This window comes from Mesorhizobium sp. RCAM 05099 (assembly GCF_059683685.1).
The window spans coordinates 67470-83853 of the sequence record NZ_CM185035.1; the positions used below are offsets into that span (position 1 = coordinate 67470).

The following is a 16384-nucleotide window of genomic DNA, read 5'->3' on the forward strand; positions in this document are numbered from 1 at the left end:
CAAGTTTGCCAGGGACTGTTTGGTGGAGCCAATCGGAATCGAACCGACGACCTCTTGAATGCCATTCAAGCGCTCTCCCAACTGAGCTATGGCCCCACTTCCGGCAGTCAACCGGCGCCGTTTCCGGCGAAGAGATCCGGCGCGGGTTGGAGACCGCGCCGTTAGTGCAGGCGGCTTCTAACCCCGCCCTTCATCAATATCAAGCCTTGAATGCCGGCTTTTTGTTCACAGGCCGAGAAAGCCTGCAAACGCTTGCGTCCCAGGCCGATCAGACCTCGTCGTCGTCATCGCCAACGCCGATCATGTCGGCGACGTCGTCGTCTTCTTCCTCTTCGTCGGCCAGGAAGGTGTCATCCTCATCGTCGCCGAGGTCGACATCATCCTCGTCATCGCCGAGATCGGGCAGATCATCGGCCTTGACGTCCTCGTCGGCCTCTTCGAGCGAGACGACCTCAACGCCCTCTTCGTCCTCGGCGTCCACTTCCTTCTCGGCCACTTCCTCTTCCTCCTCGAGGGCGGCGATCTTGCCTTCCTCGAAATAGGAACGCGGATAGGTCTTGCCGGTGTAGGGCGAGACGATCGGGTCCTTGTTCAGGTCGTAGAATTTTCGGCCCGTTTCCGGGTCGATGCGTTTTGTGCCAAGTTCGGTTTTTGCCACGGCAAGCCTCGTCAATAAAAGAGTGGTCCCCTTAACCACAGTTTGCAGCGCTGTCAAAGCGAAAAGCCGGCGTCACAAAACCATGCATTGAAAGGCCTCGCGGCAAGTGGCGACCATGGGGATGACCATTTCGCCCCGCCGTGATACGAGACCGCCGCAACAAATGAAAAGCGCCGGGCCGCCGGCGTTCCGTCCAGGGAAATTCCATGTCTCACGCTGCCGCCCCAAAGCCGGCCACCGCCCGCAGATCATCAGCCCTTTCCGGCACGGCGCGTGTGCCGGGCGACAAGTCAATCTCGCACCGCTCCTTCATGTTCGGTGGCCTCGCCTCCGGCGAGACCCGCATCACCGGCCTGCTGGAGGGCGAGGACGTGATGCGCACGGGTGCGGCCATGAAGGCGATGGGCGCGCATATCGAGAAGCGCGGTGCCGAATGGGTGATCCGCGGCACCGGCAACGGCGCGCTGCTGCAGCCGGAAGGCCCGCTCGATTTCGGCAATGCCGGCACCGGCTCGCGGCTCACCATGGGCCTGGTCGGCACCTATGACATGGAAACGACCTTCATCGGCGACGCCTCGCTGTCGGGCCGACCGATGGGCCGCGTGCTGGAACCCTTGCGCCAAATGGGCGTGCAGGTGCTGAAGGCGACGCCCGGCGACCGCATGCCGATCACGCTGCATGGGCCCAAGCATGCCGCGCCGATCACCTACCGGGTGCCGATGGCCTCGGCGCAGGTGAAATCGGCGGTGCTGCTGGCCGGCCTCAACACGCCGGGCATCACCACCGTCATCGAACCGGTGATGACGCGCGACCACACCGAAAAGATGCTGAAGGGCTTTGGCGCCAATTTGTCGGTCGAGACCGACGAGCGCGGCGTGCGCCACATCTTCATCGAAGGCCAGGGCAAGCTCACCGGCCAGACCATCGCAGTGCCGGGCGACCCGTCCTCGGCCGGCTTCCCGCTGGTGGCGGCGCTGATCGTGCCGGGCTCGGACATTGTCATCGAGAACGTGCTGATGAACCCGACCCGCACCGGACTGCTTTTGACGCTGCAGGAAATGGGCGGCAAGATCGACATCCTCAACCCGCGCAATGCCGGCGGCGAGGATGTCGCCGACCTGCGCGTGCGCTACTCCGAACTGAAAGGCGTCGCCGTGCCGCCCGAGCGGGCGCCGTCGATGATCGACGAGTATCCGGTGCTCGCCGTCGCCGCCAGCTTCGCCGAGGGCGAAACGCTGATGCAGGGACTGGAAGAGTTGCGGGTCAAGGAATCCGACCGGCTGTCGGCCGTCGCCAACGGGCTGAAGCTCAACGGCGTCGACTGCACCGAGGGCGAAGCAACGCTCGCGGTGCGCGGCAGGCCGGGCGGCAAGGGGCTGGGCGGCCATCCAAACGGCCAGGACACGACTGTGCAGACCCATCTCGACCACCGCATCGCCATGAGCTTTCTGGTGATGGGACTGGCCACGGAGAAGCCGGTGACCATCGACGACCAGGCGATGATCGCGACCAGCTTTCCCGAGTTCATGGGGCTGATGAAGGGGCTCGGGGCGGAGATCGGGTGACAGTCGTGGCTATCACAGACCGTGGAGATTGGGCGCCAGCGTACCTCCCTTCGTCATCCTGGGGTCTCCGCGACGGGGCTTCGCTCCTGCTACGCCTTGGGATGACGACGGGGCGAAGGCCGGTTCCCCGCCAATGACACACGTCTTCACCATCGCCATCGACGGTCCCGCCGGCGCCGGAAAGGGCACCCTTGCCCGGCGGCTCGCCGACCATTACCGGCTGAACCTGCTCGACACCGGCCTCACCTATCGCGCGGTGGCCCATGCGCTGATCCAGCATGCGCTGCCGCTTGACAATGTCTCGGCGGCGGAAACCGCGGCTCGCCAGGTCGATCTGGCAAGGCTCGACCGGGCAGTCCTGTCGGCGCATGCCATCGGCGAGGCCGCCTCGAAGGTCGCCGTTTTCCCGACGGTGCGGCGCATCCTCGTCGAAAAGCAGCGCGAGTTCGCCAAGACACCGCCGGGCGCGGTGCTCGACGGCCGCGACATCGGCACTGTCGTCTGCCCCGACGCCGACATAAAACTCTATGTGACGGCGAGCGCCGAGGTGCGGGCAAGGCGGCGGCTGGCTGAGATCGAAAGCATCGGCGGGACCGCCAATTTTGACGAAATCCTCGCCGATATCGTGCGCCGCGACGAGCGCGACATGGGCCGTGCCGACTCGCCGTTGAAGCCCGCGGCCGACGCGCACTTGCTTGATACCAGCGAAATGGCTATAGAAGCCGCGTTTCTCGCAGCCAGAGCTGTTATCGACGACGCGCTGGCCAAGAGAGACAAGGCCTGAGTTGGGTTTTCCTGCTGTTTCCGATTGCCGGAGGCGAAGAAAATACCCATATCGGGCACGAACCAGCCTGCCAGCATTCTTCATGCGCCGGAATTGCCGCTTAAAGAGCGGCCCAGGGCTTTTGTAGCCCGGAACGCCGGCAGGCCCACGCAACGCTAACCCACGGCGCCCGTCCCGCTTGAGATGCGGGACATTCCAGGAGAAACAATGTCAGCTGCAAATCCCACTCGCGATGATTTCGCGAGCCTGCTCGAAGAATCATTTACCGCCGGCCATTCCGGCGAAGGCCAGGTCGTCAAGGGCATCATCACCGCCATTGAAAAAGACATGGCGATCATCGATGTCGGCCTCAAGGTCGAAGGCCGCGTGCCGCTGAAGGAATTCGGCGTCAAGGGCAAGGACACGACGCTGAAGGTCGGCGACACGGTCGAGGTCTATGTCGAGCGCATCGAGAACGCGCTTGGCGAAGCGATGCTTTCGCGTGAGAAGGCCCGCCGCGAAGAGAGCTGGGTCCGTCTCGAAGAGAAGTTCACCAAGGGTGAGCGCGTCGAAGGCGTCATCTTCAACCAGGTCAAGGGCGGCTTCACCGTCGACCTCGACGGCGCCGTGGCCTTCCTGCCGCGCAGCCAGGTCGATATCCGCCCGATCCGCGACGTCTCCCCGCTGATGCACAACCCGCAGCCCTTCGAGATCCTCAAGATGGATCGCCGCCGCGGCAACATCGTGGTGTCGCGCCGCACCGTGCTCGAGGAGAGCCGCGCCGAACAGCGTTCGGAAATCGTGCAGAACCTCGAAGAAGGCCAGGTTGTCGAAGGCGTCGTCAAGAACATCACCGACTACGGTGCGTTCGTCGACCTCGGCGGCATCGACGGTCTGCTGCACGTCACCGACATGGCATGGCGCCGCGTCAACCATCCGACCGAAATCCTCAACATCGGTCAGACGGTCAAGGTGCAGATCATCCGCATCAACCAGGAAACCCACCGCATCTCGCTCGGCATGAAGCAGCTCGAGAGCGATCCGTGGTCCGAGATCGGCACCAAGTTCCCGATCGGCAAGAAGATCAAGGGCACCGTCACCAACATCACCGACTACGGCGCGTTCGTCGAGCTGGAGCCGGGCATTGAAGGCCTTATCCACGTTTCGGAAATGTCGTGGACGAAGAAGAACGTGCATCCCGGCAAGATCCTGTCGACGACGCAGGAAGTCGACGTGGTGGTGCTCGAGGTCGATCCGGCCAAGCGCCGCATCTCGCTCGGCCTCAAGCAGACGCTGGAAAACCCATGGGAAGCCTTCGCGCGTACCCATCCGGTCGGCAGCCAGGTCGAGGGCGAGGTCAAGAACAAGACCGAGTTCGGCCTGTTCATTGGCCTCGAAGGCGACGTGGACGGCATGGTGCACCTCTCCGACCTCGACTGGACCCGTCCGGGCGAGCAGGTCATCGAAGAGTACAATCGCGGCGACATGGTCAAGGCGCAGGTGCTCGACGTCGACATCGAGAAGGAGCGCATCTCGCTCGGCATCAAGCAGTTGGCCAAGGATACGGTCGGCGAAGCAGCAACTTCGGGCGAACTGCGCAAGAACGCGGTCGTCACCTGCGAAGTCATCGGCGTCAAGGATGGTGGTCTGGAAGTGCGGCTGGTCGACAGCGGCATCGAGACCTTCATCAAGCGCTCCGATCTGAGCCGCGACCGCGACGAGCAGCGCCCCGAGCGCTTCACCGTCGGCCAGAAGGTCGATGCCCGCGTCATCGCCTTCGACAAGAAGACCCGCAAGCTGCAGGTCTCGATCAAGGCGCTGGAAATCGCCGAAGAGAAGGAAGCGGTCGCCCAGTACGGCTCGACCGACTCCGGCGCTTCGCTGGGCGATATCCTGGGCGCCGCGCTGAAGAAGCAGGGCAGCTAAGCATCGGCTGCCGCCGCGCACGCGCGGCCATCAACAAAAACCCCGCCGGATCGCTCCGGCGGGGTTTTTCTTTACGGTAAGATAAACTTCCTCGCGTATTTGCCTGTGGTCCGCGAGGGAGGCTTTTCATGCGCAATGGTGACGATCGCTCCACCAAGGGATCGTCGTGGTTGATGCGTCTTTACACCAGCTCGCCGGCCTTTTTCTGCTATTGCGCAATGGCGATCTTGATGATCGTTCTGTGGTCCCTGGACTTCCGGCTCAATGGCGACGCGGACGACCTCCTGAAACTGCATGAAGTCCGCACCTTGCTTGAAACGGGCAACATCTTCGACCGGACGCTGCCCGGCATTGTCCAGCCAGAGCCCTATATCTCGCATTGGCCATGGATCGTGGACCTGCCCTATGCCGCCTTCGCGCGCCTGCTCGCGCCGTTTGCCGGCGTCGAGCCGGCGCTGATGCTGGCGAGCTTCGCGGTTCCGCTGTTGCTGCTCGCGCCGGCGCTGTATTTCTACAATCGACTGGTGATCGCCACCGGCTTTGCCTATCCGGCCGTTGCATTGCCGCTGGCCTTGATCTTTGCCGTGCGCACCTTTTTCGAATACGCCCCGGGACGGATCGACTATCACAATCTGCAGATATTGCTGCTGCTTGCGGCCCTGGTGTTGATGATGTCGCCGAACCGCTTTTCAGCCTTCGTCAACGGGCTGCTGGCGGCCCTGGCAATTGCCGTCAGCGCCGAGTTCGCGCCGTTCTATGCTCTTGTGATGGGAGTCTACGCCGTTGACTGGATCTTTGGCCGCGAAGGCGGTGAAGACAGGATCGTCGGTTTCGGGCTGGCCTTGGCCATGGGCGCGATCGGTCTGTTCGCCGCGATCGTGCCGCCTTCAGCCTATGCCGCGGTCAGATGCGACACCTATTCGGCGCCCCATGTGACAGCACTCGCCGCGGCCGGGCTTTCATTTGCCATCGTGCCTTTGCTTGTCGACCGGCGCGGCGGATGGGCAACGCGCGCGGCAATTCTGCTGGTGTTCGCGGCCGCCAGCCTGGCGGCGCTGGTGATGTTGTTCCCGCAATGCCTGGCCGGCCCTTATGGCTCGCTCGACGCCTATGTTCGCGACAACATGCTCAACAGAATTCTCCAGGAATTGAGCCTGTTTCGGCGCCCTGATTTCGTTCTGTCGGCAAGCTTTCCGAGCATGGCGCTGCTCTTTGTCGGCGCACTTGCCCCGGCTGTCATCTGCCTCGATCCGCATGGCCGAAGCCGGCCCAACGTCATACTGGCGCTGTTCTCGCTGCTCGCGCTGGTGCTGGCGATCGACTATCTCCGCTACTTCCGCTATCTGCCGGTTTTTTCCGGCATCGGCCTGGTCTTCGTGCTGGCGAGTTTCCTGCCACGCGACGGCAGACTGGCCCGCTACCTGGAATCTCCCGCGCCGGTGGCATCGCGCAGATACGCGTTGATCATCCCCGGTCTCGTCTTGTCTGGAGCAATGGTTCTATACCACCTGTCGGTGAGACCATCCCAGGCAGCGGTTCCCGCCGCAGAGTTCGCCGACAGTTGCTATTTCAGTCATTTCGACCCGCAACGGGGTTGGCCGGCAGGCGCCGTCGTTCTTGCGCCACCATTGATCGGATCACATTTCGTCGCTCTTGCCGAAGGTCCCAAGGTCGTGACGATCCCCAACCACCCTTCGGCTAAGGGCATCGAACGGAGCTATCGTTTCCTCGACCCTTCGACCGCCGACCCGCGCGCGATCCTCGATGCCTCCAAGGCGACGCATGTTGCGATTTGCGCGTGGCGAGGCCCGCCATCCCCAGATCTCGAAACCGCCTACCCATTCGCGGCGGCGCTGATGGAGGGCCACCCGCCGGCATGGCTGAGGGAATGCCCTACGGATGCTTCATCGTCACTGCGAATCTACAGTTACCGCAATCCCGATGGATCGGCCGCCGGCTGCCCCGCTTCGACGCTCTCTGCTCAGGCCCTGCCGTAAAGCGGTACCAGCGTGCCGCTCATCGCCTGATTGGCCGGCGAGGCGAGATAGGCGATGGCTTCGGCCGCCGCCTCGAGGCTGACCCATTTGGTGACATCGGCGTCCGGCATGTCGGCGCGGTTCGCCGGCGTGTCGAGCGTCGACGGCGCCACGGCATTGACCAGGATGCCCTTGCCCTTGAGTTCCTCGGCCATTGCCACGGTCATTGCAGCCACCGCCGCCTTGCTGGCGGCGTAGGCAACCATGCCGCCACCGCGCCGTGGGTCGAGCCCGGCGCGCGCCGTGACGTTGACGATACGGCCCGCGGTGCCCGACACCAGCATCGAGCGCACCGCCGCGCGGCAGCACAGGAACGCGGTGCGCGCATTGGTGTCCATCATCTCGGCGAAGGATGCCGACTCGATCTTTTCCACCGGCGCCGCGGCAAAGCCGCCGGCCAGGTGGATCGAGCCCCACAGGCCTGGAACCTGGCTGTAGAACGCCTCGACCTTGGCGGAGTCCGAGAGATCGACATTGTGCACCAGCCTGACACGATCATGCGCGGTAAAGGGAAAATGCGCGGGCGCGGCGGCATGGGCATTGGGTACATGGCAGATCGCGCCCTCACCCAGCAATTTGCCGACAACCGCACCGCCGAGCGCGCCGGTGCCGCCGGTCACGACGATATGCCTGCCTTCAAGTGTTTCCGTCATCCTGGACCGCTCCTGTCATTTTCTTCTTATGTTTACGCCGCGCCGGCGCAGAAAATCGCGCCTTTCGAGCAATCACTCAACTGAAATCTCGTCATGGCAGTCGTCGCGTCTTTGCATGCATCCACCCGCCGGCCGGCAGGGTCCATGCAAGGCCGAGGCATGAGGTAAGTTGCGCCGCCAATGCTCAATCGACTGTGATTTCGATGACGCGCGGCAGTCCGGTTGCCCGCGCGCGTTTTAGCGCGCCCGCCAGGGCGTCGATGTCGGCAATGCGTTCGGCGCTGATGCCATAGGCTTCCGCCAGCTTGCAGAAATCCGGCGGCGCCGGCGACACACCGACGGGCTCGACACCGACGTCGAGCATCGAGGTTTCGATCTCGCGGTAGCCGCGATTGTTCCAGACGACGAAGATGACCGGCGCCCGGGCATCGAGTGCCGCGCCCAGTTCCGGCAAGGTGAACTGGAAACCACCGTCGCCGGTCAGGCAGACCACCGGCGCATCAGGCACGGCAAGGACGGCACCGATCGCCGCCGGCGGGCCATAGCCAAGTGCGCCGAAGCCGGTGGCGGCATTGAACCAGCCACCCGGCCGGTCATGATCATAGTAAAGGTTGGCGGCATAGATCGGTTGCGTGGAATCGCCGACGATGATCGCGCCCGGCAGCGCGTCGCGGATCGTCTCGACGGCGCGCACCTGTGCCTGCAACGTCGGATTGATCTCGGCAAAGGCCGCTTCCCGCGCAGCGGCGGCGCGCGCCGGGCCGGCTTCGTTTGCACGGACATGGCTGGTTTCCAGGAGCAGCGCTTCGAGCGCCTCGGCGCAATCGGCCTGGATTGCAACCGTCACCGGGCGGCGGGCAAGCTGGTCGGCGCCAATATCGATGCGGATCAGGTTGGCGGGCAGGATAAAACCGCCATCGCTGTAGCCGTCATAGTCGGTCGGGCCGAATTCGGTGCCGGCGGCGATGACGAGGTCGGCTTCGGCCATCAGCGCGCGCACCGCCTTCAGGCTGGGACTGGCCGGCACGCAAAGCGGATGGCCGTGCAAGAGGCCGCGCGCATTGGCGGTCTGCACGACCGGCGCTCCGAGCCGCTCGGCAAGGTGCCGCATTGGCGCTTCGGCGCGCTTGGCGCCGCCGCCGGCGAGGATCAGCGGACGGCGCGCGGCGGTGATGAGTTTGGCCGCGCTGGCAATTGCAGCGCGCTCCGGCACGGGCGGCGCGGCATTGCTCAGGACGGCAGCGATGCCGTCCGCCGGCTTGACCATGACGTCGGTCGGGATCTCGATATGCACCGGGCCTGGCCGCGACGATGAAAACAGCGCGAAGGCACGGGCAAGCGCGCCGGGCAGTTCGCCGGCTTCAGTAACGCGCTCAGAAAACAGCGCCACCTTTTCCATCATGCCGCGCTGGTCGGGCAGTTCATGCAGATAGCCCAGCCCCTTGCCGAGCGTCGGCGTGGCGTTGACGCCGGAGATCACCAGCATCGGCACCGAGTCGGCGCGCGCCTGACCCATGGCGGTGATGGTGTTGGTCAGCCCAGGTCCGGTGATGACGAAGGCGACGCCCGGCCTGCCGCTGGCGCGTGCATAGCCGTCGGCCATGAAGCCGGCACCCTGTTCGTGGCGCGGCGTGACATGGCGAATCTTCGAGCGGGCAAGTCCCCGATAAAGCTCGACCGTGTGCACGCCGGGAATGCCGAAGACCGTATCGACGCCATGGGCTTCGAGCAGCGAAATGAGCGCCTCGCCGACAGTCGTCCCAATGGCCGTCATTGGCGCAGCACCGGCCGTGTCAGGCAGGTCGGGCCGCCCTCGCACGCTATGCAGAGCGCATCCGCCTCGAAGGTGGAAACCGCGCAGCCGGCCGCCTGCATGGCAGCCGCAGTCCTTGGAAAGCCGGCGACAGCGATCACCTGGCGCGGCGCCGTCGGCAGCACGTTGAGGCTGAGCCCGTTGGACGCGGAGAATTCATCGGCATCGCCCTCGACCAGCTTGATGCCGCGCGCGCGCAGCAACTGGTAGAAGGCGGCCGGCAGCAAAGGGGCGTAGACCAGCGCCAGGTCGTCGGCAAGCGGACTTATCACCGACATCAGGTGCAGGCAGGCTTCCTCGCCGTGCCAGAGCGGCAGGTCGAAGCCAAAAACCGAAATGCCCTTGGGCGAGAGCATGTTTGACAGCTGCTGGATACCGTCCTGGTTGGTGCGCACGCCACGGCCGACGGCCAGCGTGTTTGCATCCACCCAGACGCAGTCGCCACCTTCCACCTGGCCCGGACCATCGATGCGGCCGAGAAGGGGAATGCCCATGCGCCTGTAGGCTGTCTCATGCAGACCGGGCTCGGGCTGGCGCAGCGCCTTGCCCATCGAGAGAATGATCGCGCCATGATCGGTCATCAGCGACGGATCATGGGTGAAGACGGAATCGGCCAGCCCGTCATCGGCGTCCGTCAGCCATTCGATTTCGGCGCCGGAGGCGGCGACCAGGCTGGTCAGTTGCTCATGCTGGGCAGCGGCTTTTTGCGCATCGAAGCCGGGGCCGTAGTGCCATTCCTGCGCCCTGGCGTGGCGCATGGCGCTCTTGGCGGAGCGCATAAGCACGCGCTTCAGCGGCCCGGCCATCGACTGCGACCCGTATGTTTTGCCCACTCAATTCTCCCGAAGCGTCCGTTGCCGCCACTAACCACTACAGCAAGCCGTGATCAATAGTCCAAAAACCATGGTTGACGGAGGCAAGCGGAACGGTCCATCTTGAGAATGGGAACTCTGTCAGTGACGGGTAATGGGTAAAAGAATCCAGCAGCGACGAGCTCGACCGCTCCGCGGAGCGTCGAAGGGATGATGGCTCAAGGCGCCGCACCCGTACTGAAATACACGGCGCAGGACGGCGCCGCCGAAGCCATCCATGTCGAGAACCTGCACAAGAAGTTTGGTGAGCTGCATGTGCTGAAGGGCGTCTCACTGTCGGCGCGCGACGGCGAGGTCATCGCCATCATCGGCGGCAGCGGCTCGGGCAAATCGACGCTGCTGCGCTGCATCAACTGCCTGGAAAACCCGACCAGCGGCATCATCCGCGTCAATGGCGAGGAGATCAAGCTGAAGGCCGACAGCCACGGCCATACGGTTCCGGCCGACCGCAGGCAGATCGAGCGCATCCGCTCCAAGCTCGGCATGGTGTTCCAGAACTTCAACCTGTGGAGCCACATGACGCTGATCGAAAACGTCATCGAGGTTCCGGTGCATGTGCTTGGCGTCAAGCGCGAGGTGGCCATCGCCGAGGCCGAAAAGCTGCTTGCCCGCGTCGGCCTGGCCGAAAAGCGCGACGTCTATCCGGCCTATCTGTCGGGCGGCCAGCAGCAGCGCGCCGCGATCGCTCGCGCCTTGGCCATCAATCCGCGCGTCATGCTGTTCGACGAGCCGACCTCGGCGCTCGACCCCGAACTGGTCGGCGAGGTGCTGAGGGTCATCGGCGACCTGGCGCGCGAAGGCCGGACCATGGTGCTGGTCACACACGAGATGAAGTTCGCCCGCGAGGTCGCGACACACGTCGTCTATCTCTACAACGGGCTGGTCGAGGAAGAAGGACCGCCGGAGCAGATCTTCGGCGCGCCCAGATCCGAGAGGCTCAAGCAGTTCATCCGCAACATCGGCTAGGAACAGGCCGCGACGGAAGAAAACCGGGAACCAACAACAAACTGGGAGTCGTTAAAATGAAGACTATTCTGAAGACATTCGCCGCAGCGCTGCTGCTGGGCGTCGCGGCCATGGGCGTGGCCAAGGCCGATCCGATCAAGATCGGCGTCGCCGCCGAACCCTATCCGCCCTTCACTTCGCCGGACGCGTCCGGCAAATGGGTCGGCTGGGAGATAGATTTCATCGACGCCGTCTGCGCCGAAGAAAAGCTCGACTGCGTTATCACCCCCGTCGCCTGGGACGGCATCATTCCGGCGCTGACGACCAAGAAGATCGACGTCATCGCCAGTTCGATGTCGATCACCGAGGAGCGCAAGAAGACGATCGACTTCTCCGACAAGTACTACAACACCCCGACGGCGATCATCGGACCAAAGGACCAGAAGTTCGGCTCCGCTCCGGACGACCTCAAGGGCAAGGTCATCGGGGTCCAGGTGTCGACGGTGCATGCCGTGTACGCCAAGAAGCACTTCACCGGGGCGCAGGAAATCAAGGAATACCAGACCCAGGACGAGGCCAACCAGGATCTCGCCGCCGGCCGTCTCGACGCGGTGCAGGCTGATTCCATCGCGCTTGGCGAGTTCCTCAAGTCGGACCAGGGCAAGGCCTGCTGCGACCTGAAGGGCATGGTGGCTCCTGACGATGAAGTACTTGGACCGGGCGTCGGCGCGGGCGTGCGCAAGGAAGACACCGACCTGAAGGAAAAGATCAACGCCGGCATCAAGGCCATTCGCGCCAACGGCAAATATGACGAGATCTCGAAGAAGTACTTCGATTTCGACATCTACGGCGGCGGCGGCGCGCAGTCGAACTGATCGGCAAGCCCGGGCTTGTGACCGCGCGGCGCGTTGAGCGCCGTGCGGTTTCGCCTGAACCTCTCCACGCACGCTTTCGCTGACGAAAATGGCCAGCGGCTGACGCCAGCAATCCGGGGGCGAAGCTGATCGACGCATTTCTTTCGGCCTCGGCGGCCGGCATCATCGAACTTCTCTCGCCCTACCCACCGGGCTGGGGCGGAACTCTTTGGTCGGACTGCTCCATTCGATCGAAATCGCGGTCGGCGCCACATGCCTCGGCCTGCTGATCGGCACCGGCGGGGCCTATGGCAAGCTCTATGGCGGTCCGGTGGTGCGCGACCTGCTGGGTGTCTACACGACCATCGTGCGCGCGGTGCCCGAACTGGTGCTGATCCTGCTGCTCTATTACGCCGGCACCGACCTGATCAACCAGGCGCTGACGGCAATGGGCTATCAGCGCATCGACATCAGCGGCCTAGCCGCCGGTATCGCCGTGCTCGGCTTTGTCCAGGGCGCCTATTCGACCGAGGTGATCCGCGGCGCGATCCTGGCCATTCCGCAAGGCCAGATCGAAGCCGCCCGCGCCTATGGAATGTCTCCCGGCCTTCTGCTGCGGCGCATCACCTTGCCGGCAATGCTGCCCTTCGCCATACCGGGCCTTGCCAATCTGTGGCTCATCGCCACCAAGGATACCGCCCTGCTGGCGGTCGTCGGTTTCTACGAACTGGCGCTGGCAACGCGGCAGGCCGCCGGCGTGACCAAGGCCTATTTCACCTTCTTTTTTGCCGCGGCCGTGCTCTACCTGCTGCTCTCGCTGATTTCCAATTTCCTTATCGGCCGCGTCGAGGCGTGGTCCCGGCGCGGCATGCCTTCGGTGAAGGAAGCACGCTGATGGCGAACGAAGCGGCCATCATCAACGTTGTCGCGCGGGCCTCGCTGTGGCTGCAGCCGCATCGCATCGTGCTGATCCTGATCGCGCTGGGGCTGGTTCTGGCGGCTGCCTTTTTCATGCGCTGGGACTGGCTGCCGCAATACTGGGAAATGGGGCTGGCCGGCATCTGGCGGGCACTGTGGATCCTGGCCGTCACCTGCATATTGGGCTTCCTGTTCGCCGTGCCGCTCGGGCTGGCGCAGGCCGCCGGTCCGTTCTGGTTCTCGGCACCCGCCAAGGCCTTCTGCACGGTCATCCGGGGGACACCTCTGCTGATCCAGCTGTGGCTGCTCTATTACGGCCTGGGTTCGCTGTTTCCGCAGTACCCGTGGGTCCGCGAATCCTGGATGTGGCCGTATCTGCGGCAGGCATGGCCTTACGGCGTGCTGGCGCTGACCTTGTCCTTCGCCGGCTATGAAGGCGAGGTGATGCGCGGTGCGTTTGCCGGCGTTCCCAAGGGGCAATTGGAAGCCGCGCGCGCCTTCGGCATGAGCCGCTGGAAGATCTTCCGTCGCATCTGGCTGCCGCAGGCGTTCTACCGGGCGCTGCCGACGCTGACCGGCGAGACCGTGCTGCAGTTGAAATCGACGCCGCTGGTGGCGACGATCAGCGTCATCGACATCTTCGCCGTTTCGTCGAAGGTGCGGCAGGACACCTACCTCACCTACGAACCCTTGCTGCTGCTGGCGCTGATCTACATGACGATCACCGGCATTCTGGTCTTCGCCTTCGGCAGGATCGAGGCGCGGATTCCCAACAAAATTGGGTAGAAGCGAATAGCCAATAGCGAGTAGTAATCGGGGACCGGGAACGCGCGATAGCCGACAGCTTGCCATTCCCCTATTCGCCATTCCCTATTCGCTACTCAGTCAGGAATTCATCGTGATGCAACTCAGTCTCGACCAGGCCAAAGGACTGTGCCGGATGGCGGCGCTTGGCGCCGGTGCCAACGAAGAAGCGGCGCAATCGCTCACCGCCTCGATCATATCAGCCGAGGCGGAAGGGCTTTCGACCGTCGGACTGTCGCATTTCATCGATTACCTCGAGGCGCTGGAAGCCGGACGCATCGACGGCAATGCCGATCCGGTGATCACCCGGCCGGCACTGGCGATCTATCTCTCCGACGCGCGCGGCGGTCTGGCGCATACCGGTTTCGACCGCACCATCGACGACCTCGCCAAGGCCGCGCGGTTGTTCGGCGTCGCCATCTTCTCGCAGAAGAACGCCTATACATGCGGCGCGCTCGGCTATTTCACCGGAAGGCTGGCAGCACAGGGGCTGGTGTCGTTCGCCGCCACCAACGGCCCGGCGGTTCTCGCCGGCTCGGGCTCGGTCAAGCCGGTCTACTGCACCAACCCGATGTCGTTTGCCGCCCCTGCCGCCGACGGCGCGCCTCTGGTCATCGACCAATCGTCGAGCGCCACCGCTTTCGTCAACATCCGCAAGGCGGCGGAAGACGGCAAGAAGATCCCCGAAGGCTGGGCGCTCGACGCCAGCGGCAACCCGACCACCGATCCGGCCGCCGCCATGAAAGGCGCCATGCTCGCCTTCGGCGGCCAGCGCGGCGCCAACATCGCCCTGATGGTCGAAGTGCTGGCGGCCGGCCTGTCAGGCGCCAACTGGTCGCTCGACGCGCCATGGTTCACCGGCGGAGCGGAGAGCCCCGGCACCGGACTGTTCGTGCTTGCGGTGGAGCCCAAGCTGCTCGATCCGGACTTCGAGCAGCGGATGAAGGACCAACTCGACCGGCTGCGCCGGCGCTATGGCGTACATGTGCCCGGCCGCGCCCGCGCCGAGGCCGCCGAGAGAGCGCAGGCGCGCGGCATCACCGCGTCCAAGGCGGTGGTGCAGCGCATCTCCGAGTTCGCCGCCCGCTATTCTTCCTGAATGAAGTCAACGGATTTTTCCGCGCCTCGCTGAACCTTCTGGTGCGTTGCGACGACCAATAGCTGTCCGGGTTGGGTTTGCCCGGTCGGTGCCATCCGGTCGAATGTGTCCAGGGCTGGGGCGGGCGTGCTTGCTTCGCGCCCACTTGATACCGTCTCAGGTCAGGCAGCCTCGTTGGACCCTGGTTTCGTCGTGTGAGTCACCCGGAAAACCCCGCTTCGGCGGGGTTTTCTGCGTTTGAATTTGCCTGTGGGTGCGTCAATAAAACATGCATCCTTTCGGCGCCGAGAAATCGCTTCCGTGGGCCGCGATCCTGCTCTTCCTCGTCATTCGCGGCGGCAACCCGCCACTCGGTCGACGCCCGCACCGGCAAGGCATTCTGACACGGTCGAAACAAGGGCGGCAGCGACGACGCGTCGCCCTTTGCCTTTGACGCAAAACCGACTATGAAACGGCTTCAGCCAAGCCATCTGGAACGTGCGCCGGAGCCAGCCATGACAGAAATCCTGCAGACCCCAAAGCTCGTCGTCGTCTTTGGCGGGTCAGGCTTTGTCGGCCGCCATGTCGTGCGCGCGCTGGCCAAGCGCGGCTATCGCATCCGGGTCGCCTGCCGGCGGCCCGATCTTGCCGGCCATTTGCAGCCGCTCGGTAATGTCGGCCAGATCCAGCCGGTGCAGGCCAATGTGCGCATGCGCTGGTCGGTCGACCGCGCCGTGCAGGGCGCCGACCATGTCGTCAATCTGGTCGCCATCCTGCATGAGACCGGCCGCCAGAAATTCGCCTCGGTGCACGAGTTCGGTTCCCGCGCCGTGGCCGAAGCGGCGCGCGCCGTCGGCGCCGGCCTGACCCATGTTTCCGCGCTTGGCGCCGATCTGGAGTCCAGGTCGGACTACGCGCGCACCAAGGCACTTGGCGAAAAGGCGGTCCTCGAGACGATCAAGGACGCCGTGATCTTCCGGCCATCGATCAATTTCGGGCCCGAGGACGAATTCTTCAACCGCTTCGCCAACATGGCGCGCTATTCGCCGGTGCTGCCGCTGATCGGCGGCGGCCAGACCAAGTTCCAACCGGTCTATGTCGGCGACGTTGCCGAAGCGGTGGCGCGCTCGGTCGACGGCAAGGTCGGCGGCGGCCAGATCTACGAACTTGGCGGGCCGAAGGTGCTGACCTTCAAGGAGTGCATGGAAGAGCTCCTCGAAGTGATCGAGCGCAAGCGCCTGCTGGTGCCGGTGCCGTGGTGGGTGGCCAACATCCAGGCCTCGATCCTCGGCCTGTTGCCCAACCCGCTGCTGACCAAGGACCAGGTGATGCAGCTGCGCGAGCACAACATCGTTTCCGACGCGGCGACCAAGGCCAACCGGACATTGACTGGGCTCGGCATCCAGCCGCAATCGATCGGCTCGATCCTGCCGAGCTACCTCTGGCGGTTCCGCGCCGCCGGCCAGTTCCAGCAGCGCAAGCCCGCGGCATAATTTCCA

At 64.3% G+C, this 16384-nt stretch carries 13 protein-coding genes, 1 tRNA gene and 2 pseudogenes; 11 read left to right on the forward strand and 5 right to left on the reverse strand.

All coding sequences use genetic code 11. The features are described from left to right. Positions 1-20 precede the first annotated feature (20 nt). A tRNA-Ala gene (locus tag AC56QQ_RS00310) sits at positions 21-96 on the reverse strand. Between the two features lie 172 nt (positions 97-268). Further along, positions 269-658, reverse strand: a complete 390-nt coding sequence (locus AC56QQ_RS00315) for a TIGR02300 family protein (RefSeq protein ID WP_091581070.1) — start codon at positions 656-658, stop codon at positions 269-271. 206 nt (positions 659-864) lie between these two features. Here AC56QQ_RS00315 and aroA point away from each other — a divergent pair, with 206 nt between their 5' ends. From aroA to AC56QQ_RS00335, 4 genes are all read left to right on the forward strand, one after another. Then, a complete protein-coding gene (gene aroA, locus AC56QQ_RS00320) occupies positions 865-2223 on the forward strand; it encodes a 3-phosphoshikimate 1-carboxyvinyltransferase (RefSeq protein ID WP_497125101.1) in 1359 nt (452 codons plus the stop codon). Between the two features lie 133 nt (positions 2224-2356). Further along, a complete protein-coding gene (gene cmk / locus AC56QQ_RS00325; RefSeq protein WP_497125103.1) occupies positions 2357-3007 on the forward strand; it encodes a (d)CMP kinase in 651 nt (216 codons plus the stop codon). Positions 3008-3214: 207 nt separating this feature from the next. Beyond that, a complete protein-coding gene (gene rpsA, locus AC56QQ_RS00330) occupies positions 3215-4912 on the forward strand; it encodes a 30S ribosomal protein S1 (protein ID WP_091580884.1) in 1698 nt (565 codons plus the stop codon). Positions 4913-5040: 128 nt separating this feature from the next. Beyond that, positions 5041-6909, forward strand: a complete 1869-nt coding sequence (locus AC56QQ_RS00335) for a hypothetical protein (protein WP_497125105.1) — start codon at positions 5041-5043, stop codon at positions 6907-6909. Here AC56QQ_RS00335 and AC56QQ_RS00340 read toward each other — a convergent pair. The 3 genes from AC56QQ_RS00340 to AC56QQ_RS00350 all read right to left on the reverse strand — a co-directional run bounded on the left by AC56QQ_RS00340 (position 6894) and on the right by AC56QQ_RS00350 (position 10220). Next, positions 6894-7601 (reverse strand): SDR family NAD(P)-dependent oxidoreductase, encoded by a 708-nt coding sequence (locus tag AC56QQ_RS00340; RefSeq protein WP_497125106.1) that lies wholly within the window; start codon positions 7599-7601, stop codon positions 6894-6896. The two genes, AC56QQ_RS00335 and AC56QQ_RS00340, sit on opposite strands and share 16 nt — an antisense overlap. 184 nt (positions 7602-7785) lie before the next feature. Then, positions 7786-9375 (reverse strand): 5-guanidino-2-oxopentanoate decarboxylase, encoded by a 1590-nt coding sequence (locus AC56QQ_RS00345; protein WP_497125107.1) that lies wholly within the window; start codon positions 9373-9375, stop codon positions 7786-7788. Beyond that, a complete protein-coding gene (locus AC56QQ_RS00350) occupies positions 9372-10220 on the reverse strand; it encodes a dimethylarginine dimethylaminohydrolase family protein (protein ID WP_497129244.1) in 849 nt (282 codons plus the stop codon). Before AC56QQ_RS00350 ends, AC56QQ_RS00345 begins: the two co-directional genes overlap by 4 nt. 219 nt (positions 10221-10439) lie before the next feature. On the opposite strand from AC56QQ_RS00350, the gene AC56QQ_RS00355 reads away from it, so the two are divergent. The 7 genes and pseudogenes from AC56QQ_RS00355 to AC56QQ_RS00385 all read left to right on the forward strand — a co-directional run bounded on the left by AC56QQ_RS00355 (position 10440) and on the right by AC56QQ_RS00385 (position 16378). Next, on the forward strand, positions 10440-11252 hold the full coding sequence (locus AC56QQ_RS00355) for an ABC transporter ATP-binding protein (RefSeq protein WP_497129246.1): 813 nt from the start codon (positions 10440-10442) through the stop codon (positions 11250-11252). Positions 11253-11308: 56 nt separating this feature from the next. Further along, the gene (locus AC56QQ_RS00360) at positions 11309-12106 is read left to right on the forward strand and encodes a transporter substrate-binding domain-containing protein (protein WP_497125108.1); all 798 of its coding nucleotides are present in this window, start codon (positions 11309-11311) and stop codon (positions 12104-12106) included. Positions 12107-12234: 128 nt separating this feature from the next. After that, positions 12235-12980: pseudogene (locus AC56QQ_RS00365) on the forward strand (ABC transporter permease). Then, positions 12980-13789, forward strand: a complete 810-nt coding sequence (locus AC56QQ_RS00370; protein ID WP_497125109.1) for an ABC transporter permease — start codon at positions 12980-12982, stop codon at positions 13787-13789. Before AC56QQ_RS00365 ends, AC56QQ_RS00370 begins: the two are co-directional and overlap by 1 nt. Positions 13790-13904: 115 nt before the next feature. Then, positions 13905-14906, forward strand: coding sequence for an Ldh family oxidoreductase (locus AC56QQ_RS00375; RefSeq protein ID WP_497129248.1), 1002 nt, complete (start codon positions 13905-13907; stop codon positions 14904-14906). Positions 14907-15186: 280 nt separating this feature from the next. Next, a pseudogene (locus AC56QQ_RS00380) lies at positions 15187-15289 on the forward strand (DoxX family protein); the annotation flags it as partial. A 111-nt stretch (positions 15290-15400) separates the two neighbouring features. Continuing rightward, positions 15401-16378, forward strand: coding sequence for a complex I NDUFA9 subunit family protein (locus tag AC56QQ_RS00385; RefSeq protein ID WP_497125110.1), 978 nt, complete (start codon positions 15401-15403; stop codon positions 16376-16378). Positions 16379-16384 lie beyond the last annotated feature (6 nt).

Bases quoted from the DNA above. Each gene is read 5' to 3' on its own strand.
- AC56QQ_RS00345 (WP_497125107.1), bottom strand. From the start codon at position 9,375: ATGACGGCCATTGGGACGACTGTCGGCGAGGCGCTCATTTCGCTGCTC.
- aroA (WP_497125101.1), top strand. From the start codon at position 865: ATGTCTCACGCTGCCGCCCCAAAGCCGGCCACCGCCCGCAGATCATCA.
- AC56QQ_RS00375 (WP_497129248.1), top strand. From the start codon at position 13,905: ATGCAACTCAGTCTCGACCAGGCCAAAGGACTGTGCCGGATGGCGGCG.
- AC56QQ_RS00370 (WP_497125109.1), top strand. From the start codon at position 12,980: ATGGCGAACGAAGCGGCCATCATCAACGTTGTCGCGCGGGCCTCGCTG.
- AC56QQ_RS00385 (WP_497125110.1), top strand. From the start codon at position 15,401: ATGACAGAAATCCTGCAGACCCCAAAGCTCGTCGTCGTCTTTGGCGGG.
- AC56QQ_RS00340 (WP_497125106.1), bottom strand. From the start codon at position 7,601: ATGACGGAAACACTTGAAGGCAGGCATATCGTCGTGACCGGCGGCACC.
- AC56QQ_RS00335 (WP_497125105.1), top strand. From the start codon at position 5,041: ATGCGCAATGGTGACGATCGCTCCACCAAGGGATCGTCGTGGTTGATG.
- cmk (WP_497125103.1), top strand. From the start codon at position 2,357: ATGACACACGTCTTCACCATCGCCATCGACGGTCCCGCCGGCGCCGGA.
- AC56QQ_RS00350 (WP_497129244.1), bottom strand. From the start codon at position 10,220: ATGGCCGGGCCGCTGAAGCGCGTGCTTATGCGCTCCGCCAAGAGCGCC.
- AC56QQ_RS00360 (WP_497125108.1), top strand. From the start codon at position 11,309: ATGAAGACTATTCTGAAGACATTCGCCGCAGCGCTGCTGCTGGGCGTC.
- rpsA (WP_091580884.1), top strand. From the start codon at position 3,215: ATGTCAGCTGCAAATCCCACTCGCGATGATTTCGCGAGCCTGCTCGAA.
- AC56QQ_RS00355 (WP_497129246.1), top strand. From the start codon at position 10,440: ATGGCTCAAGGCGCCGCACCCGTACTGAAATACACGGCGCAGGACGGC.